Source organism: Mycobacterium sp. ITM-2016-00318 (assembly GCF_002968285.2).
In the GTDB taxonomy this organism is placed as follows: domain Bacteria; phylum Actinomycetota; class Actinomycetes; order Mycobacteriales; family Mycobacteriaceae; genus Mycobacterium.
The window spans coordinates 2,272,232-2,291,045 of record NZ_CP134400.1; the positions used below are offsets into that span (position 1 = coordinate 2,272,232).

Below are 18,814 nucleotides of genomic sequence, written 5' to 3' on the forward strand. Positions count from 1 at the left end.
CCCGTCGACGCGTCGCCGATCGGCGTGTCAGCTTGAATCGAACAGGTGTTCGTCTACTGTGGGCGACAGCACGCGACGGATTTGTCGGCACCTACCTCTAACGTCACGGCCAACCGATCGAAAACCGATCACTGGAGCATCAAGAGAGATGGAGACCAACCCATGACGCAGGCCCCCGATCGCGAGAAGGCCCTCGAGCTGGCGCTCGCGCAGATCGACAAGAACTTCGGCAAGGGTTCGGTGATGCGGCTCGGCGATGAAGTGCGCCAGCCGATCTCCGTCATTCCCACCGGCTCGATCGCACTGGACGTCGCGCTCGGCATCGGCGGGCTACCGCGCGGTCGGGTCGTCGAGATCTACGGCCCTGAGTCCTCGGGTAAGACCACCGTCGCGCTGCACGCGGTGGCCAATGCCCAGGCGGCCGGCGGTATCGCGGCGTTCATCGACGCCGAGCACGCACTCGACCCTGAGTACGCCAGCAAGCTCGGCGTGGACACTGACTCGCTGCTGGTGTCCCAGCCCGACACCGGTGAGCAGGCGCTGGAGATCGCCGACATGCTGATCCGGTCCGGTGCGCTGGACATCCTGGTCATCGACTCGGTGGCAGCGCTGGTGCCGCGTGCCGAGATCGAGGGGGAGATGGGCGACAGTCACGTCGGCCTGCAGGCCCGGCTGATGAGCCAGGCGCTGCGGAAGATGACCGGTGCGCTGAGCAATTCCGGCACCACGGCGATCTTCATCAACCAGCTTCGCGAGAAGATCGGTGTGATGTTCGGCTCGCCCGAGACGACAACGGGCGGAAAGGCGTTGAAGTTCTACGCCTCGGTTCGTCTGGACGTCAGGCGCATCGAAACGCTGAAGGACGGCACCGATGCGGTCGGCAACCGCACTCGCGTGAAGGTGGTCAAGAACAAGGTGTCGCCGCCGTTCAAGCAGGCCGAGTTCGACATCCTCTACGGCAAGGGCATCAGCAAGGAAGGTTCGCTCATCGACATGGGCGTCGAGCAGGGCTTCGTCCGCAAGTCCGGCTCGTGGTTCACCTACGAAGGTGAGCAACTGGGCCAGGGCAAGGAGAACGCCCGCAATTTCCTGCTCGAGAACCCCGACGCGGCCGCCGAGATCGAGAAGAAGATCAAGGAGAAGCTGGGCATCGGCGCCGTGGTCACCAATGACGAAGTCCTGCCAGCCCCCGTTGACTTCTAAGTCTGCCGAACTTTCTCGCGAGGAGCAGGCTCGGGCGCTCTGCCTGCGCCTGCTCACCGCGAGGGCACGTACCCGCGCCGAGCTCGAGGGCCAGCTGGCCAAGCGGGGCTATCCCGACGACGTCAGTTCCCATGTGCTCGACCGGTTGACCGCCGTCGGGCTGATCGACGATGCCGACTTCGCCGAGCAGTGGGTGCGTTCGCGTCGAGTCAATGCCGGAAAAGGCAAGCGCGCGTTGGCCGCCGAACTCCGCACCAAAGGCGTCGACAACGAGGTGATCACCGCCGCACTGGCCGATATCGACACCGGGGCCGAGCGCGAACGGGCCGAGCAACTCGTCAACGACAAACTGCGCCGCGAACGCAACACCGACGACGAGGCCAAGCTAACCCGCCGACTGGTGGGCATGCTCGCCAGGCGCGGATACAGCCAGACCATGGCCTTCGACGTGGTCAAGGTCGCGCTCGCCAACGAGCACGAGCGTCGCAGGGTCTAGCTCGTCGACGGTAAGTTGGCCGCCATGCTGATTTCGGCCAAACTCGCTCCGACGTTCGGCTACCCGGTGATGGAGCAGTTCTGGCGCACCGCCGACGAACTCGGCTTCCATTCGGTCGCCAACTACGACCACTTCTACGGGCTGATCGACAACGCGGGTCCGACTCTGGAGGGCTGGACCTCGCTCGCCGCGATGGCCACCGTGGTGCGGCGGGCACGGGTCAATTGCATGGTCAGCGGGGTCACCTACCGCAACCCGGCCGTGCTCGCGAAGATGGCGGTGACGGTCGACCACATCAGCGGCGGCCGAATCGATTTCGGGCTCGGTGCCGGCTGGCATGAGGCCGAGCATCACGCTTACGGCATCGAATTTCCCAGTGCGGGAACGCGAGTGGCAATGCTCGACGAGGCGCTGACGCTGATCAAGAGGCTGTGGACCGAGGAGTCGGTCACCTTCGAAGGCCGCTTCTACACCATGCGCGATGCGCTGTGCGAGCCCAAGCCTGTTCAGCGGCCGCGGCCACCCATCCTCGTCGGGGGAGAGAAACCGAAGATGCTCACGGTGATCGCCCGCCACGCCGACGAGTGGAACGTGCCAAGCCATGGCGACGTCGCGGAGTGGGCGAGGGTGAGCTCCGCGCTCGACGAGGCGTGCGTGAAAGTAGGCCGCGACCCCTCCGAGATCAGGCGCTCGGTTCAGCTGTTCGTGCAACCCGCCATGGAGGGGCATGTGAACGAACAACTGGCCACGTTGCCCGAACTGGAGGCACACGGCTGCCAGCACGCGGTGCTGTCGTTCTACCAGCCACCGACGACCCGGCAACTGGAGGACTGTGCCGAGCGCATTCCGCGCTAGATCGTGCCTCCGCCACCCGCGGCGAACGTGCCCTGCGTGACGGGCGCCTGGACGTGCATGGGCGCCGGGCCCTTACGGGATCGTCGCATCCGGCCCTCGAGCCACACCGCGAAATAGGACAGCCCGAAGTTCAGAGCGATCATCAGCACGGCGATGACGATCAGCGCCGGAATGTAGTTGCCGTAGGACGAACCGACCTGCGTACCTTGGCGCACCATCTCCAGAAAGGTGATCTGGTAACCGATCGCCGTGTCCTTCAGCACCACGACCATCTGCGAAACCAGAACGGGCAGCATCGATGTGATCGCCTGCGGCAACAGGATCGCCCGCATGGTCTGGCCCCACCCGAGACCCAGGGATGACGCCGCCTCCGCCTGCCCTCGGGGTAGCGCGTTGACTCCTGCCCGCACGATTTCGGCGATGACGGCCCCGTTGTAGAGCGTCAGCCCCGTGATGACACCCGCCAGCGCGAGATGCTTCGAAGGGAACACGTCGTACGACGCGTACAGGAAGTACGCGAAGATCATCATGATCAGCACCGGCACCGCGCGGAAGAACTCCACGATCACCGAACTGAACCATCGAATCCCGTTGTGCGTCGACAGTCGGCCAACGCCGAGCAGGAAACCCAGCAGTAGCGCGAGCACGATGGATACCGCCGCGGCGGTCAGCGTGCCCTGCACGCCGGGCAGGATGTAGGTCTTCCACAGGTTGGGGGTGAGGAACGGTTCCCACTTCTCGGCGGTGAGCTGGCCCTTCGCCTGCAGCCGTGAGTAGACCACCCAGATCACGAGCAGGGTGACGACGACGGTGACCGCGGAGATCACGTTGTTGCGCAGTCGTGCCCGCGGCCCTGGCGCGTCGAAGAGAACCGACGACCCCGCGTTCATTGGGCGACCGCCAGACGCTTGCCCAGCCAACCGAAGAACAGGCCGGTCGGCAACGTCAGCAGGATGAATCCGCCTGCGAAGATCGCTCCGACGGTGATCAGCGCCGCGGTGTTCTCGATCATCTCCTTCATCAGCAGCGCTGCCTCAGCGACGCCGATCGCGGAGGCGATCGTGGTGTTCTTCGTCAGCGCGATGAGCACCGAGCCCAACGGTGCGATGACGGCACGGAAAGCCTGCGGCAGCAGCACCAAGCGCAGGTTCTGGCCGAACGACAGGCCGAGGGACCGGGCCGCTTCGGCCTGACCGAGCGGAATCGTGTTCACGCCGGAACGCACTGTCTCACAGATGAAAGACGCCGTGTAGACGGTGAAGCCGAGCACGGCCAGCCGGAAGTTGCTGTCCTCGATCGACGTCGCCGACTGGGAGTCGACGAACGTGATGCCCAGCGTCTGCGCGAGGCCGAACGAACAGAATAGGATGATCAGCGTCAGGGGAGTGTTGCGCACCACGTTGACGTACGTTGTGCCGATCCAGTTGAGCATCGGAACCGGCGCCAGCCGCATCGCGGCCAGCGCCGTGCCGAGGATCAACGCCCCGATCGCCGAGAACACCGTCAGCTGAATCGTGGTCCAGAACGCCTCGAGGATCTGGCCAACGGTGAAGCCGGGCAAGACCTCGGTGTTCACGGGCGGCTCGTCAGCTGGGCGACGGTCAGCAGGCGGCCGGGGTCGGCGGAGCAGGCGCGGCGAGACCCGCGGGACCGAGGTTCTTGTCCCAGGCGGCCTTCCACGCGCCGTCGGACTCCATCTTCTTCAGCGCGTCGGTGATCTTGGTGCACATCTCGGTGTCGTCCTTCTTCAGGCCGATGCCGTAGTTCTCCTCCGAGAACGGCTTGCCGACGATCTTGAAGGCGCCCGGAGTCTGCGCGGCGTAGCCCGCGAGGATGACCTCGTCGGTGGTGACCGCATCGATAGCGCCGTTCTTCAGCGCATCGACGCACGCCGAATAGGTGTCGTACTGCTGCAGCTGCACACCGGGAAACTTGTCCTTGATGCGCTGGGCGGGCGTCGAACCGGAGACCGAGCACAGCTTCTTGTTGTTCTGCAGTGACTCAGCGCCGGTGATGTCCTTGTTGTCGGCCTTGACCAGCAGGCTCTGCCCGGTGACCAGGTACGGCCCGGCGAAGTTCACCTTCTCCTTGCGGGCATCGGTGATCGAGTAGGTGGCGGCGATGAACTTGACCTGGTCGTTCTGGATCAGTGTCTCGCGCTGGCCGGACGGCGATTCTTTCCACTCGATCTGTTCGGGGGTGTAGCCGAGTTCCTTGGCGACATAGGTGGCGACGTCGACGTCGAACCCGCTCATTTTGCCGTCAGGGTCCTTCTGGCCCAGGCCGGGCTGGTCGAACTTGGTGCCGATCACGATGGAGTTCTCGTCACCACCGCCACCGCCGCAGGCCGAAACCGCGAACGGCAGTGCGACGGCCAGTGCGACGGCGCCTAGGGCGCGCATTGGGAAGGACGGCATGGTGGTGTGTTCCTTTCGCCGGGGCGTTGGTGACATCAGTGTTTGAGGATCTTTCCGAGGAAATCTTTGGCGCGGTCGGAGCGGGGGTTCTCGAAGAACTCCTTGGGCTCGGCCGCCTCGACGATCGCGCCGTCGGCCATGAACACCACCCGATTTGCGGCGCCGCGGGCGAAGCCCATCTCGTGGGTCACCACGATCATCGTCATCCCGTCCTTGGCCAGCGAGCTCATCACCGACAGCACCTCGCTGATCATCTCCGGGTCGAGAGCGCTGGTCGGCTCATCGAAGAGCATCACCTTGGGGTCCATCGCCAGCGACCGCGCGATCGCCACCCGCTGCTGCTGCCCGCCGGATAGCTGAGCCGGGTACTTGTCGGCCTGGTTGGCAATGCCGACCCGCTCCAGCAGCTCCATCGCCCTCTTGCGCGCGTCCTCCTTGGAGGCCTTGCGGACCTTTCTCGGCGCCAGCGTGACGTTGTCGAGAATTGTCTTGTGCGCGAAGAGATTGAAGGACTGGAACACCATGCCGACGTCGGAACGCAGCTGCGCGAGCTTGCGTCCCTCCTCCGGCAGAACTTCGCCGTCGATTTCGATCGTGCCGGATTCGATGGTCTCGAGCCGATTGATGGTGCGGCACAACGTCGATTTGCCAGAACCGGACGGGCCGAGTACGACTATGACCTCGCCGCGATCGACGTCGAGGTTGATGTCTCTGAGAACGTGGAGGTCGCCGAAGTGCTTGTTGACGGCCTTGATCGAGACCATCGGCGTACCCATGGGTGCTGACCTTACCCAGGGAACGCGCAGCTTGTCCTCAACTCGTGAATCCGCTCGATTAACGTTGAATTGCCGCCCGTAACATGGGCTCGGTGATATCCACGGCGCCGCAGGCAGTGCGCACCTACCAGGTGCGCACGTACGGCTGCCAGATGAACGTGCACGACTCCGAGCGGCTGGCCGGCCTGCTGGAGGCCGCGGGCTACCGACGTGCGGCCGACGGCGCCGACGCCGATGTGGTGGTGTTCAACACCTGCGCCGTGCGCGAGAACGCCGACAACAAGCTGTACGGCAACCTCAGTCACCTGGTGCCGCGTAAAGAGGCCGACCCCGGCATGCAGATCGCCGTCGGCGGCTGCCTGGCGCAGAAGGACCGCGACGCGGTGCTGCGCCGGGCTCCGTGGGTCGACGTGGTCTTCGGCACGCACAACATCGGGTCGCTGCCGACACTTCTGGACCGGGCCCGGCACAACAGGGCGGCACAGGTCGAGATCGTCGAGGCACTACAGGAATTCCCGTCCGATCTTCCGGCTGCAAGGGAATCCGCCTATGCCGGTTGGGTTTCCATTTCGGTCGGCTGCAACAACACCTGCACGTTCTGCATCGTGCCCGCGCTTCGCGGCAAAGAGGTCGACCGCAGGCCCGGTGATGTGCTGGCCGAAGTGCAGGCGCTGGTGGATCAGGGCGTCCTCGAGGTGACGCTGCTCGGGCAGAACGTCAACGCCTACGGCGTGTCGTTCGCCGACCCCGAGCAGCCGCGCGACCGCGGGGCGTTCGCACAGCTCCTGCGCGCATGCGGGCGGATCGACGGTCTGGAGCGGGTGCGGTTCACCTCGCCGCACCCGGCCGAGTTCACCGACGACGTCATCGAAGCCATGGCGGAGACGCCGAATGTGTGCCCGGCCCTTCACATGCCGCTGCAGTCGGGTTCCGACCGGGTGCTGCGGGCCATGCGACGCTCGTATCGCTCCGAGAAGTTCCTGGCCATCCTCGAGAAGGTGCGCAGCGCCATCCCGCACGCCGCCATCACCACCGACCTGATCGTCGGCTTCCCCGGCGAGACCGAGCAGGACTTCTCCGACACGCTCGACGTGGTGGCCGCGGCGCGGTTCAGCGCGGCGTTCACCTTCCAGTACTCGAAGCGACCGGGCACACCGGCGGCCGAGCTCGACGGGCAGGTCCCGAAGGCGGTCGTGCAGGAGCGCTATCAGCGTCTGATCGATCTGCAGGAACGAATCTCGCTGGAGGAGAACACCGCTGCGATCGGTCGCGCGGTCGAACTGCTGGTGGCCGTCGGAGAAGGTCGCAAGGACAGTCGCACCGCCCGGATGTCGGGACGCGCCCGCGACGGAAGGCTTGTGCACTTCACGCCGATGGAATCGGCCATCCGGCCGGGGGACGTCGTCACCACCGTCGTCACCGGCGCCGCGCCGCACCACCTCATCGCCGACGGCCCGGTGCGCCAACACCGCCGCACCCGGGCCGGAGACGCGCACGAAGCCGGGCGACGACCGACCGGTATCGGCCTCGGCATGCCCGCCGTCGGCGCACCCGCTGACGTGCCGAGCGCATCGGGATGTGCGCAATGACCGGCGGCCGTCCGGAAGACGGCGACTTCGAAGACTTCAAGGGCGACATCGAGGCGGCCGAACGCCGCGTCGCCGGGGAAATCGATCCCGGTGCGAGGGCACTGGCCATCGCCATCGCCGTTTTCGTTCTCCTTGTGACGTTCATCCTTCCGCACACCGGTGCTGCGAGAGGCTGGGATGTACTGGCGGGCAACGACGCCGCGATCGCCGCGGGTATCTCGCTGCCGTCGCGGGTGTTCATCTGGCTGACGCTGGTGTTCAGCGTCGGTTTCTCGATGCTCGCCCTGTTGACGAGGCGGTGGGCCCTGGCGTGGATCGCGTTGGCCGGGTCGACCGTGGCGTCCTTCGCGGGTCTGCTGGCCGTGTGGTCACGTCAGACCGCTCCGGAACCGCACCCCGGGCCCGGGATCGGTTTGATCATCGCGTGGATCACCGTGATCGTGCTGACCTACAACTGGGCCAGGGCGGTGTGGGTGCGCACAGCGTTGCAGCTTGCCGCCGAAGAAGAGCGCCGAAGGGCCGTCGCGAAACGCCAGAAAAAGGGTCTGCTGGAAAGCCTCGACGACGACCGTGACGAAGAAGGGCCCGAGAAGACCTAGCCCTTCTTGCCGAGCGCCGCGACAGCGGCCTCCGCCCACTGTCGCCACTGCTCGGCGCTGGCACGTGCCTGTTCGGCATCTTTGGTGCGCCCAGCCGCGGCCGCTTTTTCCGCCTGCCGCTCGAATTGTTCTGCGCGCTCGCGGAATTGGTCGGCTCGGGCCTGCGCCTCGGGATCGACGCCGTGGCTCGGCGCGTCGCGCACCTTCTTCTCGATCGCGCGTAACCGTCGCTCCAAATCGGCGCTGCGTTCCCGCGGCACCTTGCCGATCCTGTCCCACTTGTCGCCGATGGTGCGCAGCGCCGCGCGTGCGGCGTCCAGGTCGGAGGTGTCGATTCTCTCGGCCTCTGCGAGCAACTTCTCCTTTGCCTGCGCATTCGCACGGAACTCCGCGTCGCGCTCGGCCGAGATGGCGTTGCGGGCGGTGAAGAACGTGTCCTGGGCGGCTTTGAACCGCTGCCACAACGCGTCGTCGACATCTTTGCTCGCCCGGCCCGCCGCCTTCCATTCCGCCAGCAGGTCGCGGAACGCGGCCGCGGTCGGGCCCCAGTCAGTCGAGTCGGCCAGCGCCTCGGCCCGTTCGCAAAGCGCCTCCTTGGCCTGGCGCGCACCCGCGCGCTCGCGGTCGAGCTCGGCGAAATGCGACCCGCGCCTGCGATTGAACGTCTCGCGTGCGGCGGAGTAGCGCTTCCACAGCGCGTCATCGGTCTTGCGGTCCAGCCCGCTGATCGTGCGCCACTCCTCGAGGATTTCGCGCAACCGGTCGCCCGCGGCCTTCCACTGAGTGGAGTTGGTGGCCAGCTCCTCGGCCTCGGCGGCGAGAGCCTCCTTGCGTGCGGCCTGGGCGGCGCGGTGCTCGTCGCGCTTGGCCTTGTCGGCTGCTGCGGCGGCGTCGGCGTGCTCGATGATCGCCGTCAGCCGTGCCGCCAGCGCATCGACGTCGCCGAGTACCGATGCGGTGGGCAGGCTTTCGGCGAGCGTCGCCGCGGCCGCCTTGATCTTGCGGGCATCGCCCGTGCCCGACGTCAGCCGGCTCTCCATCAACGTGACCTCGGTGTCGAGGTCATCGAAACGCCGTCCGAAATGGGCGAACGCCGCCTCCGCGTCACCCGCCTGCCAGGACCCGATCTTTCGTTCGGTTGAGCCGCTCATCAACCACACGGTGCCGTCTGGGTCGACGCGACCGAACCGGTGGGGATCGCTGGACGGGGCAACGTGTACGGGATGCACGGCGGCCGGGGTGGGACCGGGCCGCGGGCCCGGCCGCGGCGGTCCTGGACGTGGCGCGGGTTTGGGGGCGGTCGTCACAGATTCCGAAGCGGTTTCCACACCCTCCCGCAGGGTGGTGCCCCCATCGTTTTCCCCACTCCCTTGGGTGGGGGCCCAGCCGGGTTCGCTTGTCGTCATCCTCGGTTCCTCGTACCCTCCGCGCGGGCATCTCCGCGCACCTGCCGCGCGACGCGGCGCCCATCACTTCGTCCGCTATTCAAACAGGTCGACCGGCCCCCGTACGCCGATGCCCTTATTTGCCTAGGCTCGTCACCGACGACGATGGGAGGCGATCGATGGCCAAGGCGGATATCGCCGCCCTGTTCGCCCTCGGCGCCGCCTTTTTCATCGCGATCAGCGACGTCATGCACCAGCGCTCCGCGCACGAAATCACCGACGAGCCCGTCAGCCATCTCGAGCTGTTCAGCCGGCTGCTGCGCGACCGGCGGTGGTGGCTCGGCAGCCTGGTCGCCGGCGTGGGCTTCACGCTGCAGGCGGCGGCGCTCGGCCTCGGCTCGGTGCTTCTGGTGCAGGCGCTTCTGGTGACGTCCCTGCTGTTCGCGCTGCCGATCAACGCGCGGATCAGCCGCCGCCGGGTGACCCGGTGGGAGTGGCTGTGGGCGGCGATGCTCGCGGCGTCGGTGGCGGTGATCGTGACGGTCGGCAATCCGACGGAGGGGCACTCGCACGCCTCGTGGAAGACGTGGACGGCCGTGGTCGTGGTGCTGGCAACCGCGCTGATCCTCTGCGTGCTCGGCGCAAGCGTCGTCAAAGGACCCATGAGCGCGGTGCTGCTCGGGTTCGTCTCGGGCGCGTTGTGGGGCGTCTTCGCGGTGTTGACCAAAGGGGTGGTGGACCGGCTCGACGACGGCTTGTGGGCGTTGATCCGCTTGCCCGAGCTGTACGTGTGGGCAGCGGTCGCCATCGCGGGCACCGCGTATCAGCAGGCGTCGTTTAGGGCCGGTTCCCTGACGGCGTCGCTGCCGACCATGACCGTCGCCGAACCGGTGGTGGGCTCGGTGCTCGGCGTGGTCGTACTCGGCGAGGCGCTGCGGCCCGGTGACGCAGGGCGGTTCACCCTCGTCGTCGCGGTGGCCGCCATGGTGATCGCAACGGCGTCACTGGCTCGCGGTGAGGCCGCAGGCGCGGCTGCGATACGAGCCGCCTGACTTGTGGCCGTTATTTTGGTTGCGTGCTGAGCGCCATCGCGATCGTGCCGTCGGCTCCGGTCATGGTTCCCGAGCTCGCGTCGGCGGCGGCCGCCGAACTGGTCGACCTCCGCAAGGCCGTGTTCGCCGCCGCCGCCGCGCTGCCGCCGCGGTGGATCGCCATCGGTGTCGGACCCGGTGACGAGGTCATCGGCGCCGAGCGGGCGGGCACCTTCGCGGGCTACGGCATAGACCTGCCCGTCGGCCTGTCACCCGACGCGACCGACACGGGCGAACTGCCGCTGTGTGCGCTGGTGGCGGGTTGGCTGCGCGGCGAGGTCGACCCGCAGGCGAGCGTTCAGGTGCAGGTGTCGCACGGCGACCTCGATGACGAAGCGGCGCTGGACCGCGGCAGGCGACTTCGCGCCAAGATCGACGACACGGGCGACGCGGTCGGTGTCGTCGTCGTCGCCGACGGCGTCCACACCCTCACACCGCCCGCCCCCGGCGGTTACGACCCCGACTCGATCCCCGTGCAGGCCGCCCTCGACGACGCACTGGCAGGCGGCGACGCGGCCGCCCTGGCTCAGCTGCCCCGCGCCGTCGTCGGCAGGGTCGCCTACCAGGTGCTGGCAGGACTCGGGACGCCACGGTCGGCCAAGGAGCTCTACCGCGGCGCGCCCTACGGCGTCGGGTATTTCGCCGGCGTCTGGCATCCATGAGACCGCTTGCGATCATCGGGCCGACGGGCACCGGTAAATCGGCGCTCGCGCTGGCGGTGGCCGAGCGGCTCGGCGGGCAGATCGTTAACGCCGACGCCATGCAGCTCTACCGCGGAATGGACATCGGCACCGCGAAGCTCGCGGTCTCCGAACGCCGCGGTATCCCGCACCATCAGCTCGACGTGCTGGACGTCACCGAGACCGCGACCGTGGCGCGCTACCAGCAGGACGCGGCCGCCGACGTCGAGCGCATCGCGGACGCTGGAGCGGTGCCGGCCATCGTCGGCGGATCGATGATGTACATCCAAGCCCTACTCGACCAATGGGCGTTTCCCGCAACCGACCCGGCCGTCAGGGCGAAATGGGAGCAGCGACTGACCGAGGTCGGCGTCGCGGCCCTGCACGCCGAACTGGCGCGGATCGACGCCGCGGCGGCGTCGTCGATCCTGCCCACCGACGGCCGCCGCATCGTGCGGGCGCTCGAGGTCGTCGAGCTGACCGGTCAGCCGTTCTCCGCATCGGCGCCGACCATCGGCGCGCCGCGCTGGGACACCGCCATCGTCGGATTGGATTGGGACACAGCTGTTCTCGACGAGCGCCTGGCGCTGCGCACCGACACGATGTTCGCAGACGGCCTCGTCGAGGAGGTGCGCACCCTGCTGACCCGTGGGCTGCGCGAGGGCGTGACCGCATCCCGTGCGCTCGGCTACGCGCAGGTGATCGATGATCTGGACAACGGCGGTGACGGGGCGGCCGCGCGGGAGCCGACATTCATCGGGACGCGGCGCTATGTGCGACGGCAGCGGTCGTGGTTTCGCCGCGACCACCGGATCACCTGGCTCGACGGGGCCGCGGGCGACAACGTCGATGACGCCCTTCGGATATGGCGCCACGTATCCTGATCAGGTGATGTTCGCCAAGGGGCACGGCACGCAGAACGATTTCGTGCTGCTGCCCGACCCCGACGGCCGGCTTCTGCTGGAGCCTGCGGCGGTGGCCGCGCTGTGTGACCGCAGGCGGGGGATCGGGGCCGACGGCGTGCTGCGGGTCACCACCGCGGGCGCTGCTGCGGACGCGGGCGTTTTCGATCGGCTGCCCGAGGGCGTCGCAGCCGGCGACTGGTACATGGATTATCGCAACGCCGACGGCTCGATCGCCCAAATGTGCGGCAACGGCGTTCGGGTGTTCGCGCACTTCCTGCGGGTCAGCGGTCTGGAGAGCCGCGACGAATTCGTCGTCGGTTCGCTGGCCGGTCCGCGGCCCGTCGTGCTGCACACGTTCGACGCCACCAACGCCGACGTCACCGTCGAGATGGGGAAGGCCAATCAGCTGGGCACCGGTGAGGCGCTGGTCGGCGGCAGGACTTTCGCCGGGCTGGCCGTCGACGTCGGCAACCCGCATCTGGCATGCGTGGTGCCCGGCCTGACCGCCGCCGAGCTGGCCGCCCTCGATGTGGCCGCGCCGGTCGCATTCGATGCGAGGCAGTTCCCGGAAGGCGTCAACGTCGAGGTGCTCACGGCTCCGTCGAATGGATCGGTGTCGATGCGGGTACACGAGCGGGGTGTCGGCGAGACCCGTTCGTGCGGGACGGGCACCGTTGCCGCCGCCGTCGCCGCGCTGGCGCACGACGGCGCGAGCACCGGGACGCTGGCGGTGGGCGTGCCCGGCGGGGAGGTCACCGTCACCATCAGCGACGCCAGCAGCTTCCTGCGCGGCCCATCGGTCCTTGTCGCGGGCGGTGAGATCGCTGAGGAATGGTGGCGTGCGCAGCAGTGTTAATTCGGATGCGCGAAATCTTCGCAGCGTGAATCATTTCTGATTGCTTATGACTTCTCCCGACTTTCCCCTCAGCGGCACCCCGAGCGCGGGTGAGCTTGCCCTCGAAGACCGCACGGCGTTGCGCCGCGTGGCCGGTTTGTCGACGGAACTGACCGATGTCTCCGAGGTCGAGTACCGCCAGCTGCGGCTCGAACGCGTCGTGTTGGTCGGTGTGTGGACCGAGGGCAGCGCCGCCGAGGCCGACGCCAGCCTCGCCGAGTTGGCCGCGCTCGCCGAGACGGCCGGTTCCGAAGTGCTCGAGGGCATGATCCAGCGACGTGACAAGCCTGATCCGTCCACCTACATCGGCTCGGGCAAGGCGCAGGAGCTTCGCGACGTCGTCGTGGCGACCGGAGCCGACACCGTCATCTGCGACGGCGAACTCAGCCCCGCCCAGCTCAACGCGTTGGAGAAGGCCGTGAAGGTGAAGGTCGTCGACCGCACCGCCCTGATCCTGGACATCTTCGCCCAGCACGCCACCAGCCGGGAGGGCAAGGCGCAGGTGGCATACGCCCAGATGGAGTACATGCTGCCGCGGCTGCGCGGCTGGGGTGAGTCGATGTCGCGGCAGGGCGGCGGTGCAGGCGGCGGCAGCGGGGGCGGCGTCGGCACGCGCGGCCCCGGTGAGACCAAGATCGAGACGGACCGCCGCCGCATTCGCGAACGCATGGCCAAACTCCGTCGCGAGATCAAGGACATGAAGAAGATCCGCGACACCCAGCGCAGCCGCAGGCTCGGCAGCGACGTGGCGTCGATCGCGATCGTCGGATACACCAACGCGGGCAAGTCCAGCCTCCTCAACGCGCTCACAGGAGCGGGTGTGCTGGTGGAGAACGCATTGTTCGCGACGCTCGAACCCACCACGCGCCGAGGCGAGTTCACCGACGGCAGGCCGTTCGTCCTGACCGACACCGTCGGATTCGTCCGCCACCTGCCCACCCAACTGGTGGAGGCCTTCCGTTCCACGTTGGAGGAGGTCGTCGATGCCGACCTGCTGGTACACGTGGTCGACGGTTCGGACGTCAACCCGCTGGCGCAGATCGAGGCGGTCCGCAAGGTGATCGGTGAGGTCATCGCCGATCGCGATAGTCATCCCGCACCAGAACTGTTGGTGGTCAACAAGATCGACGCAGCGGACGGACTCACGCTCGCCCAGTTGCGGCGCGCGCTGCCCGGCGCCGTCTTCGTCTCGGCGCACACCGGCGACGGCCTCGATCAACTTCAGCAGAAGATGGCGCAGCTTGTGACGCCGACCGACACCGTCGTGGATGTGACCATCCCGTACGACCGCGGAGATCTCGTGGCACGGGTGCACGCCGACGGCCGGGTGGACGCCACCGAGCACAACCCGGAAGGCACGCGGATGAAGGCCAGAGTGCCGATCTCTTTGGCGGCCAGCCTCAGTGAGTTCGCGACGTTCTGAACGCGGTGAAATGCCCCTCGACGTAGCTGCACACAGACGAAAAATGGGGCACCCCTCGGCGCCCCATTTCTCCGGTTTCGCTCAGCCCTCTTGCTCGGCCTTCTGGCGCTCCTCGGCGACCTTCGCGGCACCGCGGGCGCTTTCCGCTTCGGCTTCCTTCTGGGCTGCGTTGCGCTGCGCATCGCCTTTGTCCTGCTGAGCCTTGCCCTCGTTGTAGAGGTCGTCGCGACCGGTCACGGCACCCGCGACCTCCTTGGCCTTGCCCTTCGCGCCTTCGACGACGCCCTTGATGGCCTCTTCGGGACCGCTGTTGTTGTCCGCCATGACGCTTTTCCTCCTACGGTGATGGTGCTCCCTTCGTTCCCCGGATCAGCGGTTCGCTAAACGCACACGTCACATCGGTGGTACGGGTCACAGGCGTGCGCCAGCCCTCAACCATCCGGTTGGGTGGTATATCGTCGTGCCCAAAGCCCGTTCACTTCTGGAGGTCCTTCGTGGGCAACGTCGTCAAATACGAACGCACTCTCTTCGAGCCCGAGCACGAACTGTTCCGCGAGTCCTACCGGACGTTCCTGGACCGGCACGTCGCGCCGTTCCACGACCAGTGGGAGAAGGACAAGATCGTCGACCGCGACGTCTGGTTGGAAGCCGGCAAGCAGGGCTTCCTCGGCATGGATGTGCCAGAGGAGTACGGCGGCGGCGGCAATCCGGACTTCCGCTACAACTGCATCATCACCGAGGAGACCACGGCGGGCCGGTACAGCGGCATCGGCTGGGGCCTGCACAACGACATCATCGCGCCGTACCTGCTCAAGCTGGCCACCGACGAGCAGAAGCAGCGCTGGCTGCCGAAGTTCTGTTCGGGCGAGATCATCACCGCGATCGCCATGACCGAACCAGGCACCGGCAGTGACCTGCAGGGCATCAAGGCCAAGGCGGTCAAAACAGGTGACCACTATGTGCTCAATGGTTCCAAGACGTTCATCACCAACGGCATCAACGCCGATCTGGTGATCGTGGTGGCCCAGACCGATCCCGAAAAGGGCGCGCAGGGCTTCTCCCTGCTGGTCGTCGAGCGGGACATGGAGGGCTTCGAACGCGGACGGAAACTGGACAAGATCGGGTTGGACGGACAGGACACCGCCGAGCTGTCGTTCACCGACGTGAAGGTGCCCGCCGAAAACCTGCTCGGCGAAGAGGGCATGGGCTTCATCTACCTGATGCAGAACCTGCCGCAGGAACGGTTGAACATCGCGGTCATGGCGGCCGCTGCCATGGAGGCCGTGCTGACCGAGACGCTGCAGTACACCAAGGAGCGCAAGGCCTTCGGCAAGCCGATCGGCAGCCAGCAGAACAGCCGCTTCCTGTTGGCCGAATTAGCCACGGATGCAACGGTTGTGCGCATCATGGTCGACGAGTTCATCCGCTTGCATCTGGACGGCAGGCTGTCCGCGGAGCAGGCTTCGATGGCGAAGTGGTACTCCACCGAGAAGCAGGTGCACCTCGTCGACCGCTGTCTCCAGCTGCACGGCGGTTACGGGTACATGAGGGAGTACAACGTTGCGCGGGCCTATCTGGACGCGCGGGTACAGACCATCTACGGCGGCACCACCGAGATCATGAAAGAGATCATCGGACGCTCGCTGGGCGTGTAGATCCACCCCGCAATCGCGGTTCGGCGAGAATCTCGGAAACCTATCGTTATCGTGTCTATCTGACGCACGGCAGGTGAACGCGCTAGTTTCAGGGGGACCTGGCCGTAACACGGGGAGGGTGGATGAGTGGGGAGCGTGCCCTGCTGAACTCCGTTTTCGGCCGCATAGCGGCTGCTGTACTGGCCGCGGTTGTGGCGCTCCTGCCGCTGTCGCCGTTGGCGGCGGCGACCCCGGAATCCGATGCCGCGGACGTGATCAACCAGGCCTACGACGCCAGTGGAGGCGTGGCGGGCCCGATGGGACCCAGCGACGGCGGCGTCTATCCCGTCGGCGGCGGCTTCGGACAGAACTTCGCGGGCGGCAAGATCCTGTTCACCCCCGACACCGGCGCCCATCCCATGACGGGCGCGATCCTGCAGAAATACGACTCGCTCGGCGGCGCCGCAGACGGAGACCTGGGTTTTCCCACCATCGACGAAGGCCCGGGCAAGGCTCCCGGCAGCCGCAACACCACGTTCAGCGCGGCCGACAAGCCCGTCATCTTCTGGACGCCGGACACCGGCGCACATGTCGTCAGGGGAGCGATCAACGCCGCCTGGGACAAACTCGGCGGGTCGGCGGGGATCCTGGGCGTACCGACCGAGGACGAGGTCTTCAGAGGAGACCTCGTATCGCAGAAGTTCACCGGCGGTGAACTCACCTGGAACCGGTCCAGTAAGGAGTTCACGACCGTGCCGCCCGATCTCGCGGGGCAGCTGGCCGGGCTGACCGTGCCCGACGACGCCACCTCGGCGATCAACGCCGCGCGCCGGGCCGCCGGCGGGCCGCTTGGGCCGCTCGGCGCCAAGCAGGGGCAGCAGTACTCGATCGGGCCCGACGGCGCGGGGCAGGACTTCACCGGCGGCAAGATCTTCTACAGCCCGGCCACCGGCGCCAATGTCGTCAGCGGCCAGGTCCTGAAAAAATACGAGTCCGTCGGTGGTCCGCAAAGCGACCTGGGACTTCCTACGAGCAACGAGGCCGACGGCGGTCTGAAGACCGGCAGTCGGGTCATCACATTCTCCGCCGAGGACAAGCCGCTGATCTTCTGGACGCCCGACTACGGGGCGTTCATCGTGCGGGGCGCGATGAACGCGGCCTGGGACAAACTCGGTGGCGCGATCGGTCCGCTCGGGCCTCCGGTGGCCGATCAGACGGACGACGGCAACGTCGTAGCCCAACGGTTCACCGGCGGCGAGATCTCCTGGGACAAGCAGAGCCAAAAGTTCAGCACTGAGCCGGCAAACCTGGCCTCGGGCCTGGCCGGCCTGACGGTACCGGGCTACGAACCGCCGGACGCCTCGAACGCCGCCGCGCCGAATTCCAATGAGCGCAACTGGCTCACCCCGTCATGGTGGTGGCTGCTGGCGGGCATCCCACTCCTGCTTGTGATCGGCCTGATCCTGGTTGCGACGCTGCGCAAACGGCGGGGCGGCGACGACGACGGGAAGGACCCGTTCGACTCCGAGTTTGAAACCGAATTCGAAGTCGACCGCAACCACGACACCACGGCCGAAGCCGAGGCCGTGCGACTCGCAGGATCCGACGAGTACGGCAGAGCGCGACTGGCCGAGAATTACGGGAGGCCTTCGGGCTCTGAGCCGTCTGGACTTGGCGAGGGCATTCGAGACCCGTTCGAGCAGTCCGCCTTCGACGAGTCGGACGATGACGGCGACGAGTTCTCCGAACTCGAACCCGAACCCGACGATTCCGTGACTGCTCCGACGCGAATCCCGGCGGAGGCGGATACGAATGCTGGCAGGCACTCGTCGGTGGAACCCGACGAGCCGCCTGCGGATATGGATGAGCCCGCTACGCCGCCTCCACCGCCCGACCCCGACAGCTCGGATCCGCCGGCAGCTCAGACCGCATTCCGACTACCGCTCGACGATCCGTATACGGCGCCTGTCGGGTATGCGATCAAGGCGGACACCAAATCTGGGATGTATTGGGGGCCGGAGAGCGACCTCTACGACCACATTCCGGCCGACGTCTACTTCATCAACGAGGAGTTCGCCCGCGCCAACGGGTTCGTCAAGGCCGACTGAGTGCAGGTTCAGATCTTGCGTATCACGGTGACGACCTTGCCGAGAACCGCTGCGTCATTGCCCGGAATCGGATCAAAGGCCGGGTTGTGCGGCATCAGCCACACCTGACCGCGGGTGCGCTTGAAGCTCTTGACCGTGGCCTCACCGTCGATCATCGCCGCGACGATATCGCCGTTGTCGGCGACGTTCTGCTGACGCACGACCACCCAGTCGCCGTCGCAGATGGCCGCGTCGACCATCGAGTCGCCGACCACCTTGAGCAGGAACAGCGACCCCTCGCCCACGAGTTCGCGGGGTAGCGGGAAGACGTCCTCCACGGCCTCCTCGGCCAGGATCGGACCGCCTGCCGCGATACGGCCGAGCACCGGGACGAATGTCGGCTCAGGCAGCGCGTCGGAACCCGCCACATCAGTGTTCACGATCGGCGTCACCATATCGTCGGCGCCACGGACGTCGACAGCGCGCGGGCGGTTCGGATCGCGGCGAAGGAAGCCCTTCTTCTCGAGTGTCCGAAGCTGATGGGCGACCGACGAGGTGGACGTCAGGCCCACTGCGTCGCCGATTTCCCGGATGCTGGGCGGATATCCGCGGCTGCTCACCGAGGCGCGGATGACCTGCAGGATCGTGCGCTGACGCTCGGTCAGGCCGCCGCCTGAGGCGTTCTTCTGAGTGTCCGTCCGGTCCTCGCTCATGGCGCTGAATGTAGTCCCCCGCGGTTCGATAATCAAACATGTGTTCGAGGCGTGTCGCGTTCCCTT

The 18,814-nt window shown here is 66.9% G+C and carries 19 protein-coding genes; 12 read left to right on the forward strand and 7 right to left on the reverse strand.

The genetic code is table 11. From position 1 onward, the window contains the following. Nucleotides 1–162 precede the first annotated feature (162 nt). From recA to C6A82_RS11025, 3 genes are read left to right on the forward strand one after another with little or no spacing between them, the layout of a single operon-like run. Nucleotides 163–1,203 carry a recombinase RecA gene (recA, locus tag C6A82_RS11015; protein WP_105344109.1) on the forward strand — a complete coding sequence of 347 codons (1,041 nt, stop codon included), beginning with the start codon at nucleotides 163–165 and terminating at the stop codon, nucleotides 1,201–1,203. Further along, on the forward strand, nucleotides 1,169–1,699 hold the full coding sequence (gene recX, locus C6A82_RS11020; protein ID WP_105344110.1) for a recombination regulator RecX: 531 nt from the start codon (nucleotides 1,169–1,171) through the stop codon (nucleotides 1,697–1,699). Before recA ends, recX begins: the two co-directional genes overlap by 35 nt. A gap of 24 nt (nucleotides 1,700–1,723) precedes the next feature. Continuing rightward, nucleotides 1,724–2,554: a TIGR03560 family F420-dependent LLM class oxidoreductase gene (locus tag C6A82_RS11025; RefSeq protein ID WP_105344111.1), complete on the forward strand. Its 831-nt coding sequence runs from the start codon at nucleotides 1,724–1,726 to the stop codon at nucleotides 2,552–2,554. Here the strand turns inward: C6A82_RS11025 and C6A82_RS11030 are convergent. Genes C6A82_RS11030 through C6A82_RS11045 form a run of 4 tightly spaced genes read right to left on the reverse strand, consistent with a single transcriptional unit; the run spans nucleotide 2,551 to nucleotide 5,735 of the window. Continuing rightward, entirely contained in the window at nucleotides 2,551–3,444 is an 894-nt protein-coding gene (locus C6A82_RS11030) for an amino acid ABC transporter permease (protein WP_105344112.1), read from the reverse strand. The two genes, C6A82_RS11025 and C6A82_RS11030, sit on opposite strands and share 4 nt — an antisense overlap. After that, nucleotides 3,441–4,130 (reverse strand): amino acid ABC transporter permease, encoded by a 690-nt coding sequence (locus C6A82_RS11035; RefSeq protein WP_105344113.1) that lies wholly within the window; start codon nucleotides 4,128–4,130, stop codon nucleotides 3,441–3,443. The genes C6A82_RS11030 and C6A82_RS11035 overlap by 4 nt, the downstream gene beginning before the upstream one ends. 25 nt (nucleotides 4,131–4,155) lie before the next feature. Continuing rightward, nucleotides 4,156–4,971: a glutamate ABC transporter substrate-binding protein gene (locus tag C6A82_RS11040; protein ID WP_105344115.1), complete on the reverse strand. Its 816-nt coding sequence runs from the start codon at nucleotides 4,969–4,971 to the stop codon at nucleotides 4,156–4,158. A 35-nt stretch (nucleotides 4,972–5,006) separates the two neighbouring features. After that, a complete protein-coding gene (locus tag C6A82_RS11045) occupies nucleotides 5,007–5,735 on the reverse strand; it encodes an amino acid ABC transporter ATP-binding protein (protein ID WP_105344117.1) in 729 nt (242 codons plus the stop codon). A gap of 95 nt (nucleotides 5,736–5,830) precedes the next feature. On the opposite strand from C6A82_RS11045, the gene miaB reads away from it, so the two are divergent. Together miaB and C6A82_RS11055 are read left to right on the forward strand one after the other, a co-directional pair. Further along, the gene (gene miaB / locus C6A82_RS11050; RefSeq protein WP_396836792.1) at nucleotides 5,831–7,336 is read left to right on the forward strand and encodes a tRNA (N6-isopentenyl adenosine(37)-C2)-methylthiotransferase MiaB; all 1,506 of its coding nucleotides are present in this window, start codon (nucleotides 5,831–5,833) and stop codon (nucleotides 7,334–7,336) included. Further along, entirely contained in the window at nucleotides 7,324–7,935 is a 612-nt protein-coding gene (locus C6A82_RS11055) for a hypothetical protein (protein ID WP_105344747.1), read from the forward strand. The genes miaB and C6A82_RS11055 overlap by 13 nt, the downstream gene beginning before the upstream one ends. On the opposite strand, the gene C6A82_RS11060 is transcribed toward C6A82_RS11055, so the two are convergent. Beyond that, the gene (locus C6A82_RS11060) at nucleotides 7,932–9,341 is read right to left on the reverse strand and encodes a DUF349 domain-containing protein (protein ID WP_105344746.1); all 1,410 of its coding nucleotides are present in this window, start codon (nucleotides 9,339–9,341) and stop codon (nucleotides 7,932–7,934) included. The genes C6A82_RS11055 and C6A82_RS11060 overlap by 4 nt on opposite strands. A gap of 158 nt (nucleotides 9,342–9,499) precedes the next feature. Here C6A82_RS11060 and C6A82_RS11065 point away from each other — a divergent pair, with 158 nt between their 5' ends. From C6A82_RS11065 to hflX, 5 genes are read left to right on the forward strand one after another with little or no spacing between them, the layout of a single operon-like run. Beyond that, nucleotides 9,500–10,372 (forward strand): DMT family transporter, encoded by an 873-nt coding sequence (locus C6A82_RS11065; RefSeq protein ID WP_105344744.1) that lies wholly within the window; start codon nucleotides 9,500–9,502, stop codon nucleotides 10,370–10,372. A 23-nt stretch (nucleotides 10,373–10,395) separates the two neighbouring features. Next, the gene (locus tag C6A82_RS11070; RefSeq protein WP_105344743.1) at nucleotides 10,396–11,073 is read left to right on the forward strand and encodes a hypothetical protein; all 678 of its coding nucleotides are present in this window, start codon (nucleotides 10,396–10,398) and stop codon (nucleotides 11,071–11,073) included. Beyond that, on the forward strand, nucleotides 11,070–11,975 hold the full coding sequence (gene miaA, locus C6A82_RS11075) for a tRNA (adenosine(37)-N6)-dimethylallyltransferase MiaA (RefSeq protein WP_105344741.1): 906 nt from the start codon (nucleotides 11,070–11,072) through the stop codon (nucleotides 11,973–11,975). Before C6A82_RS11070 ends, miaA begins: the two co-directional genes overlap by 4 nt. Before the next feature lie 4 nt (nucleotides 11,976–11,979). Next, on the forward strand, nucleotides 11,980–12,852 hold the full coding sequence (gene dapF, locus C6A82_RS11080) for a diaminopimelate epimerase (RefSeq protein ID WP_105344749.1): 873 nt from the start codon (nucleotides 11,980–11,982) through the stop codon (nucleotides 12,850–12,852). Nucleotides 12,853–12,898: 46 nt separating this feature from the next. Further along, entirely contained in the window at nucleotides 12,899–14,314 is a 1,416-nt protein-coding gene (gene hflX / locus C6A82_RS11085) for a GTPase HflX (protein ID WP_105344739.1), read from the forward strand. Between the two features lie 81 nt (nucleotides 14,315–14,395). Here the strand turns inward: hflX and C6A82_RS11090 are convergent, their stop codons facing one another. Next, entirely contained in the window at nucleotides 14,396–14,638 is a 243-nt protein-coding gene (locus C6A82_RS11090) for a CsbD family protein (protein ID WP_105344738.1), read from the reverse strand. A gap of 170 nt (nucleotides 14,639–14,808) precedes the next feature. Here C6A82_RS11090 and C6A82_RS11095 point away from each other — a divergent pair, with 170 nt between their 5' ends. Further along, on the forward strand, nucleotides 14,809–15,969 hold the full coding sequence (locus tag C6A82_RS11095) for an acyl-CoA dehydrogenase family protein (protein ID WP_105344736.1): 1,161 nt from the start codon (nucleotides 14,809–14,811) through the stop codon (nucleotides 15,967–15,969). Between the two features lie 122 nt (nucleotides 15,970–16,091). After that, nucleotides 16,092–18,056, forward strand: a complete 1,965-nt coding sequence (locus C6A82_RS11100; protein WP_105344735.1) for an LGFP repeat-containing protein — start codon at nucleotides 16,092–16,094, stop codon at nucleotides 18,054–18,056. Nucleotides 18,057–18,064: 8 nt separating this feature from the next. Here the strand turns inward: C6A82_RS11100 and lexA are convergent, their stop codons facing one another. Then, the gene (gene lexA, locus C6A82_RS11105) at nucleotides 18,065–18,748 is read right to left on the reverse strand and encodes a transcriptional repressor LexA (protein ID WP_105344733.1); all 684 of its coding nucleotides are present in this window, start codon (nucleotides 18,746–18,748) and stop codon (nucleotides 18,065–18,067) included. Nucleotides 18,749–18,814: the final 66 nt, after the last annotated feature.